Origin of the sequence: Phaeobacter sp. (genome assembly GCF_022825805.1) — a bacterium.
Classification (GTDB): Bacteria; Pseudomonadota; Alphaproteobacteria; order Rhodobacterales; family Rhodobacteraceae; genus Phaeobacter.
In genome coordinates this window covers 18,960-40,657 of the sequence record NZ_JAJDWC010000078.1, presented here as the reverse complement: position 1 = coordinate 40,657, position 21,698 = coordinate 18,960, and the positions used below count along the sequence as shown (strand labels likewise).

At 59.9% G+C, this 21,698-nt stretch carries 20 protein-coding genes; 14 read left to right on the top strand and 6 right to left on the bottom strand.

Annotation, left to right across the window (positions count from 1 at the left end; translation table 11 throughout):
• Nucleotides 1–368: 368 nt before the first annotated feature.
• The 4 genes from Q0C28_RS08390 to Q0C28_RS08375 are packed head-to-tail and all read left to right on the top strand — an operon-like array spanning nucleotide 369 to nucleotide 3,459.
• On the top strand, nucleotides 369–1,181 hold the full coding sequence (locus Q0C28_RS08390; protein ID WP_293574749.1) for a hypothetical protein: 813 nt from the start codon (nucleotides 369–371) through the stop codon (nucleotides 1,179–1,181).
• A complete protein-coding gene (locus Q0C28_RS08385) occupies nucleotides 1,178–2,539 on the top strand; it encodes a DUF6638 family protein (protein WP_293574748.1) in 1,362 nt (453 codons plus the stop codon). The genes Q0C28_RS08390 and Q0C28_RS08385 overlap by 4 nt, the downstream gene beginning before the upstream one ends.
• A complete protein-coding gene (locus Q0C28_RS08380) occupies nucleotides 2,539–2,805 on the top strand; it encodes a hypothetical protein (protein WP_293574746.1) in 267 nt (88 codons plus the stop codon). The genes Q0C28_RS08385 and Q0C28_RS08380 overlap by 1 nt, the downstream gene beginning before the upstream one ends.
• Before the next feature lie 9 nt (nucleotides 2,806–2,814).
• On the top strand, nucleotides 2,815–3,459 hold the full coding sequence (locus Q0C28_RS08375) for a DUF1523 family protein (protein ID WP_293574744.1): 645 nt from the start codon (nucleotides 2,815–2,817) through the stop codon (nucleotides 3,457–3,459).
• 8 nt (nucleotides 3,460–3,467) lie between these two features.
• Here Q0C28_RS08375 and Q0C28_RS08370 read toward each other — a convergent pair whose 3' ends face one another.
• Nucleotides 3,468–5,045 (bottom strand): DUF5928 domain-containing protein, encoded by a 1,578-nt coding sequence (locus Q0C28_RS08370; protein WP_293574742.1) that lies wholly within the window; start codon nucleotides 5,043–5,045, stop codon nucleotides 3,468–3,470.
• 137 nt (nucleotides 5,046–5,182) lie between these two features.
• Between Q0C28_RS08370 and Q0C28_RS08365 the strand changes: the two genes are divergently transcribed.
• Nucleotides 5,183–6,001: a sulfotransferase family protein gene (locus Q0C28_RS08365; RefSeq protein WP_293574740.1), complete on the top strand. Its 819-nt coding sequence runs from the start codon at nucleotides 5,183–5,185 to the stop codon at nucleotides 5,999–6,001.
• 198 nt (nucleotides 6,002–6,199) lie between these two features.
• Here Q0C28_RS08365 and Q0C28_RS08360 read toward each other — a convergent pair whose 3' ends face one another.
• The 3 genes from Q0C28_RS08360 to Q0C28_RS08350 all read right to left on the bottom strand — a co-directional run bounded on the left by Q0C28_RS08360 (nucleotide 6,200) and on the right by Q0C28_RS08350 (nucleotide 10,131).
• Nucleotides 6,200–6,745 (bottom strand): AAA family ATPase, encoded by a 546-nt coding sequence (locus Q0C28_RS08360; RefSeq protein ID WP_293574738.1) that lies wholly within the window; start codon nucleotides 6,743–6,745, stop codon nucleotides 6,200–6,202.
• 76 nt (nucleotides 6,746–6,821) lie between these two features.
• The gene (ilvD, locus tag Q0C28_RS08355) at nucleotides 6,822–8,666 is read right to left on the bottom strand and encodes a dihydroxy-acid dehydratase (protein WP_293574736.1); all 1,845 of its coding nucleotides are present in this window, start codon (nucleotides 8,664–8,666) and stop codon (nucleotides 6,822–6,824) included.
• 223 nt (nucleotides 8,667–8,889) lie between these two features.
• On the bottom strand, nucleotides 8,890–10,131 hold the full coding sequence (locus Q0C28_RS08350) for a benzoate/H(+) symporter BenE family transporter (protein ID WP_293574734.1): 1,242 nt from the start codon (nucleotides 10,129–10,131) through the stop codon (nucleotides 8,890–8,892).
• Nucleotides 10,132–10,270: 139 nt separating this feature from the next.
• Here Q0C28_RS08350 and Q0C28_RS08345 point away from each other — a divergent pair, with 139 nt between their 5' ends.
• From Q0C28_RS08345 to Q0C28_RS08310, 8 genes are all read left to right on the top strand, one after another.
• The gene (locus Q0C28_RS08345) at nucleotides 10,271–10,831 is read left to right on the top strand and encodes an XRE family transcriptional regulator (RefSeq protein ID WP_293574732.1); all 561 of its coding nucleotides are present in this window, start codon (nucleotides 10,271–10,273) and stop codon (nucleotides 10,829–10,831) included.
• Between the two features lie 286 nt (nucleotides 10,832–11,117).
• Nucleotides 11,118–11,978, top strand: coding sequence for a DMT family transporter (locus Q0C28_RS08340; RefSeq protein ID WP_293574730.1), 861 nt, complete (start codon nucleotides 11,118–11,120; stop codon nucleotides 11,976–11,978).
• Between the two features lie 56 nt (nucleotides 11,979–12,034).
• Complete coding sequence (locus tag Q0C28_RS08335) at nucleotides 12,035–12,730, top strand: SDR family oxidoreductase (RefSeq protein ID WP_293574729.1); 696 nt, start codon at nucleotides 12,035–12,037, stop codon at nucleotides 12,728–12,730.
• Between the two features lie 168 nt (nucleotides 12,731–12,898).
• Nucleotides 12,899–13,375: an SsrA-binding protein SmpB gene (gene smpB, locus Q0C28_RS08330; protein ID WP_293574727.1), complete on the top strand. Its 477-nt coding sequence runs from the start codon at nucleotides 12,899–12,901 to the stop codon at nucleotides 13,373–13,375.
• 204 nt (nucleotides 13,376–13,579) lie between these two features.
• Nucleotides 13,580–14,230, top strand: a complete 651-nt coding sequence (locus Q0C28_RS08325; RefSeq protein WP_293574725.1) for a hypothetical protein — start codon at nucleotides 13,580–13,582, stop codon at nucleotides 14,228–14,230.
• Nucleotides 14,231–14,389: 159 nt separating this feature from the next.
• Entirely contained in the window at nucleotides 14,390–15,241 is an 852-nt protein-coding gene (sseA, locus tag Q0C28_RS08320; protein WP_293574723.1) for a 3-mercaptopyruvate sulfurtransferase, read from the top strand.
• The gene (locus tag Q0C28_RS08315; protein WP_293574721.1) at nucleotides 15,241–16,425 is read left to right on the top strand and encodes an amino acid aminotransferase; all 1,185 of its coding nucleotides are present in this window, start codon (nucleotides 15,241–15,243) and stop codon (nucleotides 16,423–16,425) included. The genes sseA and Q0C28_RS08315 overlap by 1 nt, the downstream gene beginning before the upstream one ends.
• A 234-nt stretch (nucleotides 16,426–16,659) precedes the next feature.
• Nucleotides 16,660–17,289: a LysE family translocator gene (locus tag Q0C28_RS08310; protein WP_293574719.1), complete on the top strand. Its 630-nt coding sequence runs from the start codon at nucleotides 16,660–16,662 to the stop codon at nucleotides 17,287–17,289.
• Nucleotides 17,290–17,427: 138 nt separating this feature from the next.
• Here the strand turns inward: Q0C28_RS08310 and Q0C28_RS08305 are convergent, their stop codons facing one another.
• Nucleotides 17,428–18,759, bottom strand: coding sequence for an ammonium transporter (locus Q0C28_RS08305; RefSeq protein ID WP_293574718.1), 1,332 nt, complete (start codon nucleotides 18,757–18,759; stop codon nucleotides 17,428–17,430).
• Between the two features lie 25 nt (nucleotides 18,760–18,784).
• Complete coding sequence (locus Q0C28_RS08300) at nucleotides 18,785–19,123, bottom strand: P-II family nitrogen regulator (RefSeq protein ID WP_293574717.1); 339 nt, start codon at nucleotides 19,121–19,123, stop codon at nucleotides 18,785–18,787.
• A gap of 280 nt (nucleotides 19,124–19,403) precedes the next feature.
• Between Q0C28_RS08300 and Q0C28_RS08295 the strand changes: the two genes are divergently transcribed.
• Nucleotides 19,404–21,695 (top strand): transglycosylase domain-containing protein, encoded by a 2,292-nt coding sequence (locus Q0C28_RS08295; protein ID WP_293574716.1) that lies wholly within the window; start codon nucleotides 19,404–19,406, stop codon nucleotides 21,693–21,695.
• Nucleotides 21,696–21,698 lie beyond the last annotated feature (3 nt).

Sequence of the window (21,698 nt, the reverse complement as noted above, 5' to 3'; positions counted from 1 at the left end):
GCGAATACACGTCTTCGAACTTCATAAGTCGAACTTCCTGTAACACTTCTGTCCGCTTCATAACGCCTCCTTTCGGAGACATGATAAAACCGGACAGATCGCATGTTACCTACACCGGACATATCGCTTGTTAGCGACAACAAGTTCCTGAAAGGCGAAGACTGATGTCGGTTCCTCAAGCGAGATGTGATCTCCTGTATAGCTGCACTGGTCAAGATGATCGCAGGACAGAACGCGTTCTAGGAGATAGGCGGAGCGTCTGTCTGTTTTGGCGGATGCAAGCCCCCGGTGGATGGGGGCGTGCGCTTTGCCTGGGCCGCAAACGTCTTGGACAGGGAGTTTATTCAGAGTTTTCAGGAGGTTTCTGAGTGATTAACTGGGCTGTAGGTCACTGGCGCTCCATTCAAAACGGTTTGAAGAGTGACCGCCCCATGGAAGTGGGTAAGGCGTTTACAAAAGCCTTTCTGGCAATCGTTATGGGATTGGCTGTGCTACCGCAATACACGGTTGATGGGGGCTGGCAGTTAAGGGTGTATGCATTGTTTACCTCTCCACCTAACGAGATCGGTGATACATTTGCTGGTATTGCAGGAGTTCTCGCTTTCTTGTGGATAATCATTACCGTTTGGCTGCAGAGCCAAGAGTTGGCCGCACAACGTCAAGAATTGGAGGCAACAAGAAAGGAGCTAAAACTTGCACGCGAGGCTCAGCAAGAACAAGCAGAAGTTTTTCGTCTTGAGCAAACTCAGCGTAAGGAACAACGAGCCAAAGAGCTGTTGGAACGTCGACTAGAAAGAATCTCCGCCATCCTAAAGAAAAACGGCGGTCTCAGATTGGATTTTCGATTTTCACTGGCAGGGCAGTCCCCTGTCAGAGACCACCTCAATCTGGCCAGCGACCTTACAAATGTGAAAGATACGGACCTCTTTTTATGCTTGGCAATCGAACGGCTCGTGCGGTCTCATTCCCATTGGGCTGAGCAGCAGGCTAACGGTTTCGAGTTTGTGCACAGGGAGTTTGATCATGCGCTCGTCTCTGAGTTGTCAAGTTTGATTGATAGTGTTCTGAACGATGCCAACACCCTTTCAGATGCTGAACAGGTACGCCTGGACACAATTCAGCTTGCGGAATTCAAGATTGCGTTTGACTGGATGTTTTTTGGTTTGGAAGCCGCCCAATGAAACGCCTCATCCAGCAGGGTCTGATGTTCGGCAATCTCTTCCATGTGGCAGCACCAGCTTTGGTGGAACGGTACAATCGCGCGCTGACGCATCTGACCGGCAAAACCACGGCTCTTGCGGATTTCCACGTCGACATCTCGGGCTTTTCGCCGGAAATCGGGGATGAGCTGGGCGATGACCACTATCTGAACCATGCAGGCGTCAACCGGCAGTTCATCTTGCTGACCACCGAACAGAAACACTGTCCGCTGCTGAACGTGAAATTCTCCACCAGCCGGGACATTCTGCGCCGGTTTATCGAGGTGAACGAACGCCAGCTGTTCGCGCTGACCGCGACCGACGCGGTGGCGGGCGAGCTGGTCAATTCGGTTTTTGATATCTCCACCCCGGCCAAGCTGTTTGATCTGCGCAAAATCCGGGTCGAGGCCGACACAACCCGCGGCACTTTGCGCCAGGCAGAGAAGCTGGCAGGCCTCGTAGATCGGTTCAAGGGCGAGGAAGACGGCTGGTTTGACGAGGCGCTGATTGCGCAGATGATCGATATCGCCAAACAGACCGGGGATGTGACGCGCAATCCGGTGCGGCTTCAGCATGTGGTCTTCGAGCAGGGCAATTTCTGGACCGCGCATTTTGACGGGCTCTATGTGTTCCAGGATGTGCCGCACCCGGCGGTGATTGCCAGCGTGACCAAACCGGAGGACCTGCCGGTGCCTGTCGTGATGGATATGTCAGAGCGCAACCGGATCGCAAAATTCCTCGATCTGAACCGTCTGGTGGAGCCTGTGGTGCGCGCACGCGGCATCGATGGTGCGGCGATCCTGCGGCAGAAAATGGGGTTCCTGGCCATCAGTGTGCTGGCCAAAAAAGGCGTCGATATAGCGGGAAAATCCCGCAGTGATCTGCGACGGCTGGCGGCGCGCCATGCCGAAGATCTGCCCGCCGCCTTCGAAGGGTTGGCCGCGCTGGTGCGATGGTCGGAAAACGGTGGTGCCTGGCCGCGGATCCGGTCGGACGATCCGGCCTATTTCTATTCCCTGCGGGCTGCGGACACGCCGCATAGGGATCTGGTCAATATGCTGCTGGCAGAGCTGACACCGCTGGATTTCCGCCAGTTGTTCATCTGCCACAAGGAAGAGTTCTACCGCCGCTATCGCAGCTGGCCCGAGGCGCAGAAGGCGCACGTGGTTGCCTATCTGGCGCGTGAATATGCCGCCGACAAAGCAGGCGCGCGCACGGCGTTGTTTGGCCATGATGGCGCGCCCGACCGGGCAGGCGCCGCTCCGGCGCGTTCTGATCGTCGCGCTTTGTTGGACCGGGTTGGTCCCTGGGGTGCATTGAACCGGTCGCGGGGGCGCTGATGCTGGGGTTTTTGCGCCTGATGTTTGTTCTTCTGGTGGTGCAGACCATCATCTATGCGCTGGCCGTGCTTTATGCGCGCGAACGGCAGCGGGACAAACTGAAACAACGCTGGGCCGAGAAAGGCTTGACCGGAGACCGCACGGCCTTCATCCAGCGGGGCATGTCGCGCTATGATCAGTCGCTGCAGCGCAAGTTGTTGTTGCTGATCTATGCCATTCCATTCGGGGCGCTCGCGCTTCTGATCTATATCGTGAATTTTATGTGAGGTGCCGCCATGCGTGCTATCAAATGGGCAGTCCTGATCACTTCTTGGGGCCTGATCGGCGCCTTCCTGCACTATACGTTGCCACAGTACGATGTGGTGCGCATCGTCAACACCTATGAAGAGCGCCAGGAACTGAACGACTGGACCCGCGTGTTCTGGTCGCAGCCGGATGCCCAGTCTGCCGAATTGTTGAACCGGGATGTGCAGTTCATCCAGGCCAAATACGCCGACGACAGCAATATCGTGTATCGCAACGAAGACACCGGCTGGAACTGGCCACCGTATTTCAAATTCGACACCGCCAATCTCTACACCGATGCCAATGATGCGATTTCGACCAAAGACGCCCCCGAATGGGTGGCGGTCCTGCACTATGGCTGGCGCAATGAATTCCTGTCGATCTTTCCCAATGCGGTGACTGTGACCCCGGTGGCCGGACCCGATGCCAAACCAACCAATTGGTTCAGCATTGTCTTTCTGATTGTCTTCGCAGCCGTGGTCTGGGCGATCTACGTCCGCTGGCGCCGCTTCCGCAAAGCCCGCATTGATCCGATGATCGAAGACGTCGAAGACAGCTTCTATGCGGCGGGCGATGCCATTTCGGAAAAACGGGGCCGCTTGCGCCGTTGGCTCGACAGCTGGAAGTCCAAATAACGCGGGCTTCAGTCCGTAAACAGATGTGGCGTGCGTGCCAATGCGCGCGCCGTGTCATCCGAAACCGCAAAGAACCGGCCAAGCTGCCGCGTGATCTGCTCTTCGCTGTCCCCTTCGCGAATGGTGCTCAGATCCGCAAAATCGGCATCGCGGATCCGGTCGCGTTCGTGGTTGATGTCATTGCGCACCGCAGGCAGCAGACGTTCCAACGCCGCCGCTGATGTGGTGGGCCCCGCCAGCCCGATGCGGCCTGCATGACCGATCAGATAGCTGTCATCAAAGCTGCATTCGATTTGCAACACGCGGGTGACGGCCCGGTCCTTGCAAAAATCAGCCATCAACTCGAACGAGCCGGGATCAACACAAATCACCAGACGGTTGCTGCCATAGCTGTCAAACAGCATCCGCATCAGCGCGCGGCGATGGCGGGAGCGTTTGGCGACCGAGGTTTCAATGCCGCCGAGACTGGGCATGGCGGTGTCATCCTCGTCAAAGAGATAGGCAAGCGCGGGCAGATCGGTCAGCTGTTGCAGCTGCGCCAGCAGTCGTTTCGCCACATGCCATTTCTTGCAGGTGACAATCAGCAATTCACGCTCACGGCCCAGGGTGCTTTCGGTCTCCCAGAAGCGGGGGGCAAAGCGCAGGCCCACACGGCCACGCTCGGCCAGGAATTTATAGAGGTTGCGCCCCTCATCCGAGATCTGGAAATCGACCCCTTGCGCGGCATACAGCGCGCCGAGGCGCGATTTCAGGTCCGCAGCATCCTCGCTGATTTTGCGGGCAAAGAGAAAGTCCTGGCCCAGCAGCAGATCATAGTGGTCATTGTAGAACTGCACCGGCATCCCGTAGTCGGAGAACATCAGAAATGTCAGCGTGCGACAGTTGATTTCGGGCTTTGGCACCAGGTGGCGCACCAGGGTCTGAAAAAACGTCTCATCCGGGATCCAGGTCGTGCGGAAGAAACGGATGACATCTGGCCGTTGTTTGAGGAATGCCAGTATGGCTTCGACGGTGTTGCGCCGCAGGCACCACCATTGGCTGCCGATCTGAATGTCCAGATCCTCGGGCAGCCTTCGTTTCAACCCCAGCCGTTGTTGCAGTTTGTAGCTGCCCTCAAACAGGCGCCGCTGGCTGCGTTCGTTGAAAAAATGGCGATAGAACAGCCGGTCCTCTTTCATGCCGGTCTTGATCCAGTCGCTTTTGAAAAAATCAAAGCTCTCGATGTAGTCGCAATCCTGGCTGTCCAACAGCCGATGGGCGTATTCGGCGGTTTTGATCGCCATGCAGTCGCCGGAAATGAGGTAGAAATGACTGGCATCGCCAAACTGGCGCACCGCCGCCTGCAGCGCTTGCAGCGTGGCTTCCACCAGCGACCATTCCCCCCAACCGCATTTGATGCGGGATTTGGCAAAACAGACCTTGGGATTGTCCTTCAGGGCCTGGCGGATTTGGGAAAACTGCGCGTCCGAGGCGCGGCCGTCGAAATGGATCGACAGACAATCGCCCGCAGCGGTCAGACGTTCCGCCTGTGCAATGATCGCGTCTGGGTCCTTGTGGCACAGCAGCACATACGCGATTTTTGCCATGGAGATGCCCTAATGCCGTTTTTTGGTTGATTGTTTCCTTGATACTGACGAATTCTCGACGAATAAACCTGATTATTCACGTTTCGATTATAGCTATGACAGTATTGATGCCAGCCTTGGCGGATGGAGACTGAGATATGGGATTTCCCGGCACTTGGATGACCGAGAGCAACAGCGTGTTGTATCGCGTGGTGCCCAAATGTGCCTGCTCCACCATCGGCCAGATCATGTATTACTCCGATCATGGCCGGTTTTTTGACGGCGACATCCATGATGCCAAATCCGGGCTGCACAAATGGGCCATCGCCGAAAGCCAGGCGCGGATCACCCAGGCGGTGCAACAGCGGCAGACCTATGCGTTCACCTGCGTGCGCAACCCCTATACCCGGGTGCTCAGCTCGTTTTTCGACAAGATCTGCGGCATCCAGCGCAACGGCAAACGCTACCGCGGCAATCTGGTGCCACAGCTGACCTATGAATACGGGATCGAGGTCGGGGGCGCGGATGGCAAGGAGCCGTTCGACCAGATCAAGAGCTTTCGCCGCTTCCTGCTGTTTGTGCGGGACACCATCCGCTTTCGCCGCCCCATGGAGCCGGACATCCATTGGTCGGCGACCTCTGGCCATGTTTCGACCTTCATCTACAATGGCGGCCGCTATGACAAAGTGATCTGGACCGAGCGGTTCAACGAAGGCATGCAGGAGGTGCTCGACGCGATCGAGACGCCGCAACCTGTTGATCTGGCATCGATCCCGCGCTTCAACGAAAGCGAAGGCCACGGCCCCAAGCGGGCCCACCCGGTGGAGGACTACTTCGACGATCTGTCGATGCATCTGGTCTATGAAATCTACAAACGTGATTTCGAACTGTTCAAATATGACGTCGACAACCCCGGCAATAAAATGCCGGTGGGCGAAATTGATCTGGGTGAAATCCACGCCAAACTGGGCGAATGAGCCTGCTTGAAACAATCTGGACGAACAGAGACTGGACGAACAGAGACTGGCAGCAGGGCTCCCGCTCGGCCTGCGATCATGGTCATGATCTGATCCGGTTGGGCCAGGCGCCGCTTGCGCGGCGTGCCTCCGGCGGGAGTATTTGGGGAAAGATGAGGGGAGGGGGAAGTGTGGGTCTATTGCCCCCTTTTGCTTTTGCTATGATCTGGATTTGACGATGTTCATCACAAACCGCAGCCTGTCGGCAACGGACGTCTTTGGCAGTGTTATGGCCTCTAACCCCAGTTGATCGAGCGCGGCAGAGATGCGCTGATACTCTGCCTGGGCCTCCTGCAGGCTATGTCTGCGCCCTTGGTCGTTTTGAAACAGCTCCGGCCAGTCGGGCGCGACGAAGACGGTTTTGGTGTACGGGAATGCCCCTCGAAAGCTGTGGTTCAGCGAGGTGCCATCGTGGTGGCGCAGGGCGACCGCGGCGTCCAACACGCCGCGATCAAAGATCACAGGGCTGTCTATGGTGTTGGTGCGAACCAGATCGGGATGCGCCATGTCGAGTGCATGTCGCAAAAAAGCAGTGAGGTTTTGCCAGGGCACAGCGTCTCGGTCAGTGGTTTGGTCAGCGGCTTCGGCGGCAGCGATCACGCGACGGCCCGGTTCTGGCACTGTCACAACCCCTTCGTTTGCCAGTGCCTCAATCAATGTGGATTTGCCACCGCCAGAACAGCCTGTGAGCAGAAATCGGGTCACTTCCCAAGCCCTCCACGAAAAAGCCCCCGCAGGCGATTGGCATTGCGGGGGCTGATGGTTTCTTATTTGGCTCCGATCACTCGTCTTCGGGCAGGGCGCGCACGGCGCCTTTGGCAGCGGAGGTGGTCAGCATCGCATAGGCTTTCAGCGCGGTCGAAACCTTCCTCTTGCGGGGCTTTTCAGGCTTCCAGCCTGCGGCGTCCTGGGCCTTGCGCCGCGTGGCAAGCTCGTCGTCGGAAACCGCAAGATTGATGGTGCGGTTGGGGATGTCGATTTCGATGGTGTCACCGTTTTTCACCAGACCGATTTCGCCACCTTCCGCGGCCTCGGGCGAGACGTGACCGATCGACAGTCCAGAGGTGCCGCCGGAGAAGCGCCCGTCCGTCAAGAGCGCGCAGGCTTTGCCGAGGCCTTTCGACTTCAGATAGGAGGTTGGGTAGAGCATTTCCTGCATGCCCGGGCCGCCACGTGGGCCTTCATAGCGGATCACCACCACATCGCCTTCTTTGACCTTGCCGGTCAGGATGTCGCTCACCGCCTGATCCTGGCTTTCGCAGACATAGGCGGAGCCGGTGAACTTCAGGATGTGTTCATCCACACCTGCGGTTTTCACGATACAGCCGTCGCGGGCGATATTGCCAAACAGCACGGCCAGACCACCGTCCTGGCTGAAGGCATGCTCCTTGGAGCGGATCACGCCGTTTTCGCGGTCGTCATCCAGTTCCTTGTAGCGGTTGGACTGCGAAAACGCCTGCGTGGTGCGCACGCCGCCCGGTGCGGCCTTGAACAGGTCCTTGGCTTTTGTGTTGTCCGCGACCTTGATGTCCCAATTGGCAATGGCTTCGCCCATGGTTGGGGTGTGGACGGTGGCGCAATGATCATGCAACAGGCCTGCACGGGACAGTTCGCCAAGGATCGAGAAGATCCCACCAGCGCGGTGCACATCCTCCATATGGACGTTTTCGGTGTTGGGCGCGACTTTGCACAGGCAGGGCACTTTGCGCGACAGCTTGTCCATATCCGACATGGTGAAATCCACCTTGCCTTCGGTCGCAATCGCCAGAAGGTGCAGCACCGTGTTGGTGGAGCCGCCCATGGCGATATCCAGGCTCATCGCGTTTTCAAAGGCGTCGAATGTGGCGATTTCCCGCGGCAGGAAGCCTTTTTCTTCGCCAACATAGTGCCGTTTGGTGATCTCAACGATCCGGCGACCAGCTTCCAGGAACAGCTCTTTGCGGTCGGAGTGGGTGGCAAGGGTGGAGCCATTGCCAGGCAGCGCCAGTCCCAGCGCCTCGGCCAGACAGTTCATCGAGTTTGCGGTGAACATGCCAGAGCAGGACCCACAGGTCGGGCAGGCGTTTTCTTCGATATGTTTGACCTGCTCATCGGTGAAGCTGTCGTTGGCCGCCGCCACCATCGCATCGACCAGGTCGATCTTTTTGGCGTCTAGATCCGCGATATCGATCTTGCCCGCTTCCATCGGCCCGCCAGAGACAAAGATCGCAGGGATGTTCAGCCGCATAGCCGCCATCAACATGCCTGGCGTGATCTTGTCGCAGTTGGAAATGCAGACCATGGCATCGGCGCAATGTGCGTTGACCATATATTCCACGCTGTCGGCAATCACCTCCCGCGAGGGCAGGGAATAGAGCATGCCGTCATGGCCCATGGCGATGCCGTCATCCACCGCGATGGTGTTGAACTCTTTCGCCACACCGCCCGCTGCTTCGACCTCGCGGGCGACCATTTGGCCCAGATCTTTCAGATGCACATGGCCCGGGACAAATTGGGTAAAGGAGTTGACGATGGCGATAATCGGCTTGCCGAAATCTTCGTCTTTCATGCCGGTGGCGCGCCACAGGCCGCGTGCGCCCGCCATGTTGCGGCCATGGGTGGAAGTTCTGGATCGGTACATTGGCATTTGGCTGTTTCCCTTTCATCTGCGCCTCAGGGACACGATTTGCGCAACAATGGCAACAGGTCGAGGCGGTTTTCGGTAATTATATGGTGATTTCTCTGCCGCGGGGCATGTGATTTATGGTCTCTTTGGCTGGACCGGGTGATTTGCGGCGGGGTGAGTTTGACAGGATGATTTGCGGCAGGGCGGCGCTAGGCTACGCCGGACCTGACAACGTGGGTTCGACCTATGGGGCATCGCGCAACCTCGTCTCGGATGGCTGGGGTGTGCTGTTTGCCTTTGCAGGTGTCGGTGTGACAGGGCCAGATGTTGGCTGCCACCGCATCAGATGATGCACCACAAGACCCGCGATCAGCGCCCAGAATGGTGCGCCAATCCCGACAAAGCTGATCTGCGAGACCGTCACCAAAAAGGTGATCAACGCAGCATCGCGCCCCTCCGCATCCGCCAGTGCTGCTGAAAGGCTGTTGCCGATGGTGCTGAGCAGGGCCAGCCCGGCCAGCGTCGCGATCAGGGCTTTGGGGGCGATCAGGAACAGGCTGATCACCGTTGCGCCGCCCAGCCCGACCAGGCAGTAGAATACGCCGGTCATCACCCCAGCAAGGTATCGGCTGCGGGGATTGTCGTCGGCTTCGGGTCCGGCACAGATGGCTGCGGTGATGGCTGCGAGGTTGAAGGCAAACCCACCAAACGGCGCCAACAGGACCGTGGCCAGACCCGTAACCGTGAGGCTGCTGGACACCGGGGCGTCATAGCCATTGGCCCGCAGCGCCACCACGCCCGGCATGTTCTGGGAGGTCATGGTGACCAGAAACAGGGGCAGCCCAACGCCAATCAGAACTGGCCATGAAAAACTGGGCCAGACAAACTCCGGTCGTGCCAAAGACAGATCCAGCTGCGCCAGACCGCCAAACGCGCCGCTACCGGCACACCACAGAACCCCGACACACAGCACCGCTGGCACCGCGTAGCGGGCAAACCATTTACGTCCGACAACAAATGTGACCGCCATCGCCAGCACCAGGGCGGTGTCGCTCTGTGCCGCTGCAAAGGCCGACAGACCAAATTGAAACAGGATCCCCGCCAGAAGGGCGCTGGCCAGACTGTCCGGTATCAATCGGGTGAGCGCGGCAAACCATCCGGTGATCCCCGTCAGCACCAATAACAGACCACAGACCAGAAAAGCTCCGACAGCGGCGGACATCGACACCCCGTGCAGGCTGATCGCCAACAGCGCGGCGCCCGGTGTCGACCAGGCGGTCAGGATCGGCATTTTGTGCCAGGCCGACAACAACAGGCTGGTCAGCCCCATGCCAAGCCCCAAAACCAGCATCCAACTGTTGGCCTGGCTCTGGGTGGCGCCAAGCGTGTCGATGGCCTGGAAAATGATCGCCACGGATCCGGTGTAGCCCACCAGCACGGCCACCGCGCCAGCGACAACATGCGAAAGTTTGAGATCCTGCAGCATCTGGCTTTTCCCTGGGCCTCCGATCCGGTAACTCATGGAGGGCTCGTGCGTTATAGCGCACAATAGCGGCTGTGCGTTATAACGCACAAGTGCTTTTTTGAGCAGCGCAGACAGCAATGACCGTTGGACGGATCCGGATATGAACGACGAGAGCATCACTCTGAATTTGCGGGATATTCGCACCTCCGCAGGGCTCAGCCTGTCGCGCGCCGCCGAGGTCACGGGCGTCAGCAAGGCCATGCTCGGTCAGATAGAACGCGGCGAATCAAGTCCGACCATTGCGACGCTGTGGAAAATTGCCAAAGGGTTTCACCTGCCGCTCAGCGCGCTGATCGGAGAGGCGGCGGTGCCGGTTTTGTCAGAGACGGGGGACCGGGTTTTTCGCTCGGTGCAGTTCCCCGGCTCGATTGCCGTAAAAATGGTCTTTCCCTTTGATCCCGCACTTGGGGCGGAGACGTTTCACGTCACCCTGCGACCGGGCCAGTGCCATCAATCGCAGCCCCATGACACTGGGGTCACCGAAGAGGTTTTTGTCCTCGAAGGCGCGATGGAGGTGCTGCGCGGCGGTGATTGGGTTGCGCTGCAGACCGGGCAGGGGCTGCGCTTTGCGGCGGATCAGGCGCATGGCTACCGCTCGGGCGACAGCGGTGCCTGCTTCTTGAACATGCATCATTACCGCCGCGATGTGCCAGCGTCCTAGAACCCCAACCTAGCCCCCCTACAGCTGATACGGATGTGAGGCCGGGACTGGTGCTGGCGGTGACCTGGAACTTTTATGGCAATCCGGGGCTGCGACAGTCGCTCCGCTTGTCTTGGCGGCGGCAGGCTCCTACTGCTGGTGGCATTGATTTAACCGCAGCGGCTGTTGGGCCTGTTTGGCGTTTCCTTTTCCTATCGGGGGCACTGCGGCCGGTGCCCTGTATCCAGCGCCTCTGCTGGCGGGAACAACCCTGGCCTGCTGCAATTTTATGAAAGTGATCTGAGCAATGGATACCCTACGCGGCAGTCTCTTGATGGTGGTGGCCATGGCGGCCTTCGCGCTGGAGGATATGTTTATCAAATCCGCGGCCCAAACGCTGCCGGTGGGTCAGATCCTTATGCTGTTTGGCCTTGGCGGTATGACGATATTTGCCGCCATGGCCCGGTTCCAGGGACAGCCGATCTGGACGCCGCTCTACTGGTCGCGCCCGATGCTGTGGCGCTCGCTCTCCGAGGTTGCGGGGCGGCTTTGTTTTACTCTGGCGATCGCGCTGACGCCCTTGTCCTCGGCCTCCGCGATTTTGCAGGCCACCCCGCTGGTGGTGGCGGCGGGCGCTGTGGTGTTCTTCGGAGAAAAGGTGGGCCTGCGCCGCTGGATTGCGATCACGGTTGGGTTTCTCGGGGTTTTGATGATCCTGCGACCGGGCGCCAGCGGGTTCGAACTGGCGTCTTTGTTTGCCGTGGCGGGCACGTTGGGATTTGCCGGGCGTGATCTCGCCACCCGCGCCGCGCCCAAGGGCATGTCCAATGCGCAACTGGGGTTTTTGGGATTTGTGATGCTGGTCGTGGCGGGCGCACTCGCCCAGCCCTTTGGGGCGCCCGCGGTGCTGCCCAGCTTGTCGGCGTCCGTTGATCTTGTGGCCGCGATCTTTGTCGGGGTTGTGGCTTATAATGCCCTGACCGGTGCCATGCGGCTTGGCGAAATTTCAGTGGTCGCGCCCTTCCGCTACACCCGGTTGATCTTTGCCATGATCCTTGGTGTTGTGGTCTTCAACGAAAGCCCGGACGCCTGGACCCTTGCGGGCAGCGCGGTGATCGTGATCAGCGGCGCCTTCACCCTGCTGCGCAGCAATCGCAAACCGGCGTAAACCAGCCCAAAGCCTGGCCGCAACTGACCGTTGACCAGATCCGAAAGGACGCAGATTTGACCAAAGTTGCATTGATCACAGGTGGCGCCCGCGGCATCGGCAAAGCCATCGCACAGGATCTGGCCACAGATCACGACATCGCCATCACCTGGAACACCAGCACGCCCCAGGATATGCCAGCGGATATGCTCGCCCTGCAGGCGGATCTGACCGCGCCCGACAGCCCGCAGGCCGTGATTGACGCCGTCATGGCGCGGTTCGGCCGACTGGATGTGATCGTGAACAACGCCGGTGTGGTGGCCTCAACCCATGCTGATCAGTTTGATCTCGACAGCCAGCGCGAGATCATCGACGTGAATGTCCTGGCCCCTGCGGCGCTGCTATCGGCCGCTTTGCCCCATCTGCAACCGGGCGCGTCGATTGTGAACATCTCGTCCGTGAATGCGGTTCTGCCGCCCAAGGACGCAGCGATTTATGGCGCCAGCAAGGCCGCCCTCGATCTGTGGACCCGCGGCATGGCAAAGGAGCTGGGGCCACGTCAGATCCGTGTGAACGCCGTCGCCCCCGGTGCCATCAACATACCCGAGGCCCCGCGACCAGAGGATCTGACCAACTTGTTTGTCGAACTGACCGCCCTTGGCCGGATCGGGACGCCGCAGGACATTGCTCGCGCCGTGCGCTTTCTGGCCGGGGATCAGGCCAGTTTTATCACCGGCGAAGTGCTGACCGTGTCGGGTGGGTATCGGTTGTGACGCGGATTTAACCAGGGCGTGCAAGTGCCTGCCAGTATCTGTCAGGGCATTTCACGGATCTGGCCCCTGATCTGTCCCCCGATTTGCCCCCCCCGATTTTCCCCGAACAGACCCTGGGCCTCCGCGCCATCTTGCACCTTTTTGCGCCGCAGCTTACATCTGCACCCCATGGCCAAGCAAAAGACAGACCCAAACTACAAAGTGATCGCCGAAAACCGCCGCGCGCGGTTTGACTACGCGATCGAGGACGATCTGGAATGCGGCATCCTGCTTGAAGGATCCGAGGTCAAATCCCTGCGCGCAGGCGGCTCCAACATCGCCGAAAGCTATGCGACGGTGGATGATGGTGAGCTGTGGCTGGTGAATTCCTACATCGCGCCCTACGAGCAGGCGAAGATGTTCAAACACGAAGAACGTCGTCGCCGCAAACTGCTTGTCTCACGCAAAGAGCTGTCGAACCTGTGGAATGCCACTCAGCGCAAGGGCATGACCCTTGTGCCTTTGGTGTTGTACTTCAACCATCGCGGCCTGGCGAAATTGAAGATCGGCGTCGCCAAGGGTAAGAAAAATCACGACAAACGCGAAAGCGAAGCCAAGCGGGATTGGTCACGGCAGAAACAACGTCTGCTCAAAGATCACGGCTGACGCCCACGAAACCTCCGATATGACCAACACGGCCCGGCGTCTGAAAGAACCGTCGCGGGGCCTTGGTGCTGTGTTTGTCACAACGGTCAAACCGACGGGTTGCATTTGCTGACTAATTAAGTCAGATATGCGCCACCCAGCAGATGGCTCCCTCGCATCGTGCCCGGCAATGGCTCTGATCCCTTCCAGGACAAAGGATCCCCAATGTCTGAGGTAGTTTTTGATTTTCTCGCAGATCCCAAACAGGATGGCACCGCGCAGCACCGTGTGATTGATCTCGGCTTGGATGATTTTGAGGCGGCGATCCTGCCGGTGTTTCGTCATTTCATGATGAGCCTGCAAAATCCGGCCAGCCAGTCCTGGCAGTTTGCTTATAAAACCGCAGCAGAGCGCTGGGGTGACACCTATGGTCTTGGTCTGGCGCAGAGCCTGTTTGCCGTGGCTGACCGGCTGCACCGTTTGCGTGGGGCCAGCTACAAGGGCAACGATCCACTTGATCTGGAGAGCCGCGATCTGCTGAGTGAGGATGAGGCGGCCGTGATCCTGATGCTGCATTTCATGCGTCGGGACAAAACCGCCGCCGCACGCGAAGCGCTCGCAGAGGCCACGGGTGGGCGCATGGATCCGGATCTGATCCGGGCAGGGCTGCAGTTCAGTCATCGCCACCCAGCGGCGCAACACCCAGACAATATGCAGCCAAACGACAAGCAGCCAAACTACAAGCAGCCAGACAACGGGCAACCGGTTGCAACGCTGCCATCCGGTCTGCGATCAAACCCCGCCGGGACCAGTGCGGCGCATCTGTCGGCGGACACCTCTGCGCGGCCCACCACCCACCTGCGGCTGGTGCGCTGATATCCACCTCGCAGCGATCTGTTGGCTGGGCCTAAAACAAAGACATATTATTGCGTTCCGGGTCCAGGCTCCCTTGCGACTCTGCGCTGTGGGTTGTACGGATGCGCAAGCAAACATCACCAGTACATATCACCAGTGCTCATCAGGGGAGACGGTATCGTGGATGATCCCAAAACGCTCGTGTCGACAGATTGGCTGGCTGCGCACCTGAAGGATCCTGATCTGCGCCTCCTGGATGCCTCCTGGTACATGCCGCAGGAAGGCCGCGACGCAAAGGCCGAATATGAGCAGTGCCATATTCCTGGTGCCCGGTTCTTCGACATTGATGATATCGCCGACAGCCGCTCGGACCTGCCCCATATGATGCCTGCGGTGGAGAAATTCATGTCCCGCCTGCGCGCCATGGGCGTGGGCGATGGCCATCAGGTGGTGGTCTATGACGGCATGGGCCTGCGCTCGGCTGCGCGGGTGTGGTGGATGTTCCGCCATATGGGCCAGACCAATATCGCGGTGCTGGATGGCGGCTTGCCCAAATGGCAGGCCGAAGGCCACCCGGTCGAAGATCTCCCCCCCGTCATCCGGGACCGTCACATGACCGTTCGGGTGCAAAACCAAATGGTGCGGGATGTGACGCAGGTGTCGTCTGCTGCCAAACTGGGGGATCATGAAATCCTTGATGCGCGAGCCGCGGACCGGTTCCAGGGCAATGTGCCCGAACCCCGCGAGGGGCTGCGCGCCGGTCATATTCCGGGGTCCAAGAATATCCCCTTCACAACCTTGCTGAACAGCGATCAGACGATGAAAGCGCCCGATGCGCTGCGATCGATTTTCGAAGCCGCTGGCGTTGATCTCAGCAAACCCGCCATCACCACCTGCGGGTCAGGTGTCACCGCTGCAATCCTCAGCCTCGCGATGGAGCGTTTCGGCAAGACCGATCACGCGCTCTATGATGGCTCCTGGACCGAGTGGGGCGCCTTCCCGACACTGCCTGTCGCAACTGGAGACACCTGATGTTCGAAGCCCTCCAACCCCAGCCAGCAGATAAGATCCTGGCCCTGATGCAGATGTATCGCGACGACCCGCGCGAGACCAAGATTGATCTGGGCGTCGGCGTCTACAAAAACGCCGAAGGCGTGACGCCCGTCATGCGCGCGATCAAAACGGCAGAACACAAACTCTGGCAGGAGCAGACCAGCAAATCCTACGTCGGTCTGGCCGGAGATCCGGCCTATTCCGACGCGATGATCCGGCTGATCCTCGCCGACAGCGTGGCCCGCAACACCATTGCCGCCGCGGCAACACCCGGCGGTACCGGCGCGGTGCGTCAGGCCTTCGAATTGATCCGGATGGCCAACCCCGGTGCGCGTATCTTCGTCTCCAACCCGACCTGGCCAAACCACCTGTCGATCCTGAAATACCTCAACATGGAAACGGTGGTTTATCGCTATTTCGACCGCACCACCTGCGGGGTCGATTTCGACGGCATGATCGAGGATCTGAAAACCGCCAACAAAGGCGACGTGGTCCTGTTGCACGGCTGCTGCCACAACCCGACCGGCGCCAACCTGAACATGGTGCAGTGGCAGGAGGTCGTTGCCCTGCTGAATGAACGCGGCCTGATCCCGATGATCGATATCGCCTATCAGGGCTTCGGCGACGGTCTGGACGCGGATGCCGAAGGGGTCCGCTATGTGGCGGCCAACACACCGGAATGCCTGATTGCGGCCAGCTGCTCCAAGAACTTCGGCATTTACCGCGAGCGCACAGGCCTGCTGATGGCCGTGTCGCAGGATGCGGGCGCACAGACGCTCAACCAGGGCACGCTGGCGTTCCTCAACCGGCAGAACTATTCCTTCCCGCCGGATCATGGCGCGCGACTGGTGTCGATGATCCTGAACGATGACGCGCTGCGCGCCGATTGGGCGGCAGAGCTGGAAGAAACCCGTCTTGGCATGCTGAGCCTGCGCCAACAGCTCGCAGATGAGCTGCAGCGCCTGACCGGTTCTGATCGGTTCAGCTTCCTGGCGCAGCACCGCGGCATGTTCTCCCTGCTCGGCACCTCGCAGGAGCTGGTGGAGAAAATGCGCCAGGATAGCGGGATCTACATGGTCGGGGACAGCCGCATGAACATTGCCGGGCTGAACAGCCAGACCGTGCCGATTTTGGCCCAGGCCATCGTCGACGCCGGCGTCTGATCATCCCTCCATAACACCCATCAAAACGCTCCGGACCTCCGGGGCGTTTTTTTTGGGCCAGCCACGGCATTGCAGTTGGTGGTAGCGGCCAGATGCAGTCACGGGCCTGCGCAAGCAGCGCTGAATGAGAGCGCATATTTCAGATCTGCCGTTACAAGTTGGCCTTTACAAATTGGCCTTTACTGGGCGGTGCAACTGTGGCTGGCTCTGGCGGGTGTTGAGGAGGATATATTGATGGATCTGCAAATTTGGCTGGCCTTCGTGGCCGCGTCCGTGGCCTTGTTGCTGGTGCCGGGGCCAACGGTGCTGCTGGTGCTGAGCTATGCGATCAGCCAGGGCAAACGCGTGGCGCTGGCCACTGTGGCTGGGGTTGCACTTGGCGATCTGATTGCGATGACGGCTTCGCTTGCCGGGTTGGGGGCGCTCGTTCTGGCATCGGCCACGCTGTTTACGCTGCTGAAATGGGTCGGCGCGTTGTATCTGATCTATCTAGGTGTCAAACTCTATCGCAGCGCCTCCTCCGCCGCGCTTGGCGATCTGGATGACATCGGCGACACCCGCGCCTCGCAGGTCTTCACCCATGCCGCAGCGGTCACGGCGCTCAATCCCAAGTCGATCGTTTTCTTCATCGCCTTTGTGCCCCAGTTTGTCGTGGTCAACGATCCGCTGCTGCCGCAATTTGCGATTCTGGTGGCGACATTTGTGACGCTCGCGGCGGTGAATGTGCTGGCCTATGCGCTTTTGGCAGAGCGGCTGCGCGCCCGCATCGCGCGCCCTGGGGTGATCGCCTGGATCTCTCGCAGCGGTGGCGTCGCCTTGATGGCCATGGGGGTGCTGACCGCCGCCTACAGGCGCGCCACCTGATCTGCAACAGCGGGCGGTGATTTGCCGCAACATGAAAACGGCTCCCGGGACTACCAGGGGGCCGCTCAATCCAGTTTCACAATTCAGTTTCGATGTTGGCCCGACACTGGTTTCGATACCAGTGCCGGGATCACCTGATCAGCTGGGGGAGAACTCGGGATAGGCTTCCATCCCCAACTCTGCCATGTCCAGACCGTTCACTTCATCTTCTTCGTCGACACGGATACCGGTCATGGAGCGCAGCACCAGCCAGACCACAGCCGAGGTGATGGTGACGAACAGGCCCACAACCACAACGCCGGTCAGCTGTGTGATCAGGCTGGCTTCGGGGTTGGTCAGAACCACGGCGATGGTGCCCCAGATACCAGCCACCAGGTGGACAGGGATCGCACCGACCACATCGTCGATCTTCATCTTGTCCAGCATCGGCACCACGAGGACCACGATCACACCGCCCGCGGCACCAATCAGCGTCGCCGCACCAAGGGTTGGTGTCAGGGGCTCTGCGGTGATCGAAACCAGACCAGCAAGAGCGCCGTTCAGGATCATGGTGAGGTCAGGCTTTTTGTAGAGGAACTGTGTCAGGATCAGCGCCGCCACGGCACCACCGGCTGCTGCCGCATTGGTGTTGGCAAAGATACGGCTGATGTCGGCCACATCGCCCACAGTGCCCATGGCCAGCTGCGAACCACCGTTGAAGCCGAACCAACCCAGCCACAGGATGAATGTGCCCAAAGTCGCCAGCGCAAGGTTGGACCCCGGCATCGGGACGGTTTTGCCGCCTTTGTACTTGCCAATACGTGGCCCCAGGATTAGCGCGCCAGTCAGAGCCGCCCAGCCGCCAACCGAATGCACAACGGTCGATCCGGCAAAATCCAGGAAACCCATCTCGTCCAGGAAACCACCGCCCCATTTCCAGCTGGCCTGCAGCGGATAGATCACAGCGGTCAGCACGATGGTGAAGATCAGGAATGGCCACAGCTTCACCCGCTCCGCCAGGGTGCCCGACACGATAGAGGCCGTGGTGGCGCAGAACATCAGCTGGAAGAAGAAATCCGATCCTGTCGAGGCATAGCTGTAGTCGTCTGCCTGATCCGCGGTGATGCCCACCGCTTCCAGAACGGCCGTGCCCCAGACCCCGGACAACACGCCCTCAACCGACCAGGTGCCGAGCGGGTACATCAGGTTATAGCCGATCAGATAGTAAAAGATCGCAGCCAGCGAAAACAGCGCGATGTTCTTGGTTAGCTGCATGGTCACATTCTTCGAGCGCACCAGACCGGCTTCCAGCATGGCAAACCCAGCGGCCATCCAGAACACCAGGAAGCCGCCCACCAGGAACAGCAGCGAGTTGAGAATGAACACGGTGTCGGTGGCTGCGGCCCCCGCGGCTTCGGCGGTTTCCTGCGCCACGGCCATGCCGGGCACGGCCAACGCCGCCGTCGCCAGAGTGAGAGTTGATTTACGCATAACGTCTTTCCTTCTGTCTCGGCGCTTACAGCGCGTCATGGTTGATGTCGCCGGTGCGCACGCGTACGGCCTGCGCCACATCCAGCACAAAAATCTTGCCGTCCCCGATTTTGCCGGTACGGGCGGTTTGGGTGATCGTTTCGACGGCCTGCTCTGCCAGGCTGGAGGGCACCACCAGATCCAGGCGGATCTTGGGCACAAACGTCACCTCGTATTCTGCACCGCGGTAGATTTCGGTGTGGCCCGACTGGGCTCCAAATCCTTTGATTTCGGTGACCATCAGGCCGGACACACCGATCGAGGTCAGCGCCTCCCGCACCTCTTCCAGTTTGAATGGTCTGATGGTTGCTATGATCATCTTCATGGCGGACCCCTTGTGGATTGACTGCGTGACTGACTGCTGCTGGAGGCAACGGTTGAACGCTTCGCAGGGGCAGCAAAACGATTGTGCCGAGTCGGTGGAACGCTTCAGGGGGTCTTTGCTGCACTGCAGCAGGGTGAAGATGAAAAAATAGGCGCTCTTTTGCGGGTCCGCTCAATTTTTACCCGCGAATTGGAGGGAAATTGATTAAAATCTGCCCCTCAACAAAGCTGCCGCAACGCGGTACTGTGCGCAAAACGGGCAAACCGGGCAGGATGAACTGATGGCACAAGGAACGCGGCGTCCGCCTCTGGTCGCAGACAAACGCTACGCGGGATCTGGTCGCGCTGGCCCCAAAAAGGGCGGGCCAAAGAAATCCGCACCCCGCCGGGGCAGACCGGCTGCGGGCGCGCGAAAGGGCGGTGTGCTGTCTGGTTTGCTGCGCAGTCTGTTTGGGCGCAAAGCCAGAGCCCCCTCCGCATCACAGCGAAAACAAACTGGCAAACAAACTGGCAAATCGGCCCGCAAACGGCCAACCTCGTTCCTTGGGCGGCTGCTCCGGCTGGTGCTGACACCGTTTCGTTTGCTGTTTCGCCTGATCTGGGGCTTTGCCTGGCGGGTCATCATGGTCAGTGCCGCGCTGGTTGGCTTGGCTGTGGCCTATCAATACAGCCAACTGCCCGAGGCGGCGGCCCTGCTGGATGGGCGCGCGCGCGGCTCGGTGACGCTGACCGACCGCTCGGGCGAGGTCTTTGCCTGGCGCGGCGATCAATTTGGCGGTGTGGTGACTGCCCAGACCGTATCACCCTACCTGAAGAACGCCATCATCGCGACCGAGGACAAACGGTTCTATCGCCATTTCGGTGTCTCCCCCCGCGGTGTTGCAAGTGCGGTGCGCATCAACCTGCGCGAAGGGCGCGGGCCATTGTCTGGCCACGGTGGTTCGACAATCACGCAGCAGACCGCAAAACTGCTCTGCCTCGGGGTGGTCTATTCGCCCAACGACTGGGAGAGCGAGCGCGCCTATGAACGCGACTGCCGCCGTGGCTCGCTCTGGCGCAAGGCCAAAGAAGCGGTCTTTGCCGTGGCGATGGAGGTGAAATACACCAAGGATGAAATCCTCTCCATCTATATGAACCGCGCCTACCTGGGCGCTGGCACCTATGGCGCAGAGGCCGCCGCGCAGCGCTATTTCGGTAAATCGGCCAATCAGGTGGACGCTGCCGAAGCGGCGATGATGGCCGGTCTCTTGACCGCACCCTCAACCCTGGCACCGACAAACAATCTGCAACGCTCCCAGGATCGCGCCGCCACCGTGCTGCGGCTGATGCAGGAGCAGGGCTATCTCACCACTGCCGAAATGCGCAGCGCCCAGAACACGCCTGCCGTCCTCAGCGAAGCGGCTGCCGCACGGGCCGGAGGGTATTTCGCCGATTGGGTGATGGACACGATCCCGGATTTCTTTGGCAGTGAAACCACCGAAGACGTGGTGATCCGCACCACCCTTGATCAACGCCTGCAAACCGCCGCCGAAGAGGCGCTGGCCCATGTGTTTGAGACCAAAGTGCGCGAAGGCTCCAAAGCGCAGGCCGCCATTGTGGTGATGAGCGCGGATGGCGCGGTCCGCGCGATGGTGGGCGGGCGCAAGACCCGGGTGTCCGGCGTCTTCAATCGCGCCACCCAGGCCAAACGCCAAACCGGTTCGGCCTTCAAACCCTTTGTCTATGCCACTGCGCTGGAGCTGGGCTATTCCCCGCTGGATCAGGTTCTGGACGCGCCATACTGCCAGGACATCCCCGGATCGGGGCAGTGGTGTCCGCAGAACTACACCCGCAAATTCTATGGCGAAGTGAGCCTGACACGGGCGCTGCGGGATTCGCTGAATGTGCCTGCGGTAAAAGTGTCAGAAGCCGTGGGGCGTGATCTGGTGCGCCGGGTCGCGGCGGATTTCGGGCTCGACAGTGAACTGGCCGCTGGTCCCGCTTTGGCGCTGGGGGCCTCTGAAAGCACGCTGATGACGATGACAGGGGCTTATGCTGGTATTCTGAATGGTGGCTCATCGGTGACACCCTACGGGGTGACAGAACTCTCGCTGATCGGGGATGACACGCCGCTGATGGGGGCCTCTGGCGGACTGGGTGAACGGGTGATCCAGCGCAAGGCCGCGGGGGAGCTGGTCTGGATGATGGAAAAAGTGGTCTCAGAAGGCAGCGGCCAGCGGGCCCAGATCCCCGGCTGGCAGGCCGCTGGCAAAACCGGTACCACTCAGGCCGCCCGCGATGCGTGGTTTGTGGGGTTCACTGCCGATTATGTGGCCGGTGTCTGGATGGGATATGACGACAACACGCCTTTGTCCGGCGTCACGGGGGGCGGGTTGCCTGCCGACATCTGGAAAGAGGTGATGGTGCGGGTGCATGAGGGGCAGACGCCCAAACCACTGCCGATGATCGCGCCGCAGCCGATCACCCCGCCAGCTGCGCCCGCACCGCAACCCGGACAGCGCCCCCGCCTGGGGCAGGAACTGGGCCGCGCGGTGGACGGCCTGTTGCGGGATATCTTTGGCGGTGGCGGCTAACCC

Bases quoted from the DNA above. Each gene is read 5' to 3' on its own strand.
- Q0C28_RS08385 (WP_293574748.1), top strand. From the start codon at position 1,178: ATGAAACGCCTCATCCAGCAGGGTCTGATGTTCGGCAATCTCTTCCAT.
- Q0C28_RS08380 (WP_293574746.1), top strand. From the start codon at position 2,539: ATGCTGGGGTTTTTGCGCCTGATGTTTGTTCTTCTGGTGGTGCAGACC.
- Q0C28_RS08375 (WP_293574744.1), top strand. From the start codon at position 2,815: ATGCGTGCTATCAAATGGGCAGTCCTGATCACTTCTTGGGGCCTGATC.
- Q0C28_RS08370 (WP_293574742.1), bottom strand. From the start codon at position 5,045: ATGGCAAAAATCGCGTATGTGCTGCTGTGCCACAAGGACCCAGACGCG.
- Q0C28_RS08365 (WP_293574740.1), top strand. From the start codon at position 5,183: ATGGGATTTCCCGGCACTTGGATGACCGAGAGCAACAGCGTGTTGTAT.
- ilvD (WP_293574736.1), bottom strand. From the start codon at position 8,666: ATGCCAATGTACCGATCCAGAACTTCCACCCATGGCCGCAACATGGCG.
- Q0C28_RS08350 (WP_293574734.1), bottom strand. From the start codon at position 10,131: ATGCTGCAGGATCTCAAACTTTCGCATGTTGTCGCTGGCGCGGTGGCC.
- Q0C28_RS08345 (WP_293574732.1), top strand. From the start codon at position 10,271: ATGAACGACGAGAGCATCACTCTGAATTTGCGGGATATTCGCACCTCC.
- Q0C28_RS08340 (WP_293574730.1), top strand. From the start codon at position 11,118: ATGGATACCCTACGCGGCAGTCTCTTGATGGTGGTGGCCATGGCGGCC.
- smpB (WP_293574727.1), top strand. From the start codon at position 12,899: ATGGCCAAGCAAAAGACAGACCCAAACTACAAAGTGATCGCCGAAAAC.
- Q0C28_RS08325 (WP_293574725.1), top strand. From the start codon at position 13,580: ATGTCTGAGGTAGTTTTTGATTTTCTCGCAGATCCCAAACAGGATGGC.
- Q0C28_RS08315 (WP_293574721.1), top strand. From the start codon at position 15,241: ATGTTCGAAGCCCTCCAACCCCAGCCAGCAGATAAGATCCTGGCCCTG.
- Q0C28_RS08310 (WP_293574719.1), top strand. From the start codon at position 16,660: ATGGATCTGCAAATTTGGCTGGCCTTCGTGGCCGCGTCCGTGGCCTTG.
- Q0C28_RS08305 (WP_293574718.1), bottom strand. From the start codon at position 18,759: ATGCGTAAATCAACTCTCACTCTGGCGACGGCGGCGTTGGCCGTGCCC.
- Q0C28_RS08300 (WP_293574717.1), bottom strand. From the start codon at position 19,123: ATGAAGATGATCATAGCAACCATCAGACCATTCAAACTGGAAGAGGTG.
- Q0C28_RS08295 (WP_293574716.1), top strand. From the start codon at position 19,404: ATGGCACAAGGAACGCGGCGTCCGCCTCTGGTCGCAGACAAACGCTAC.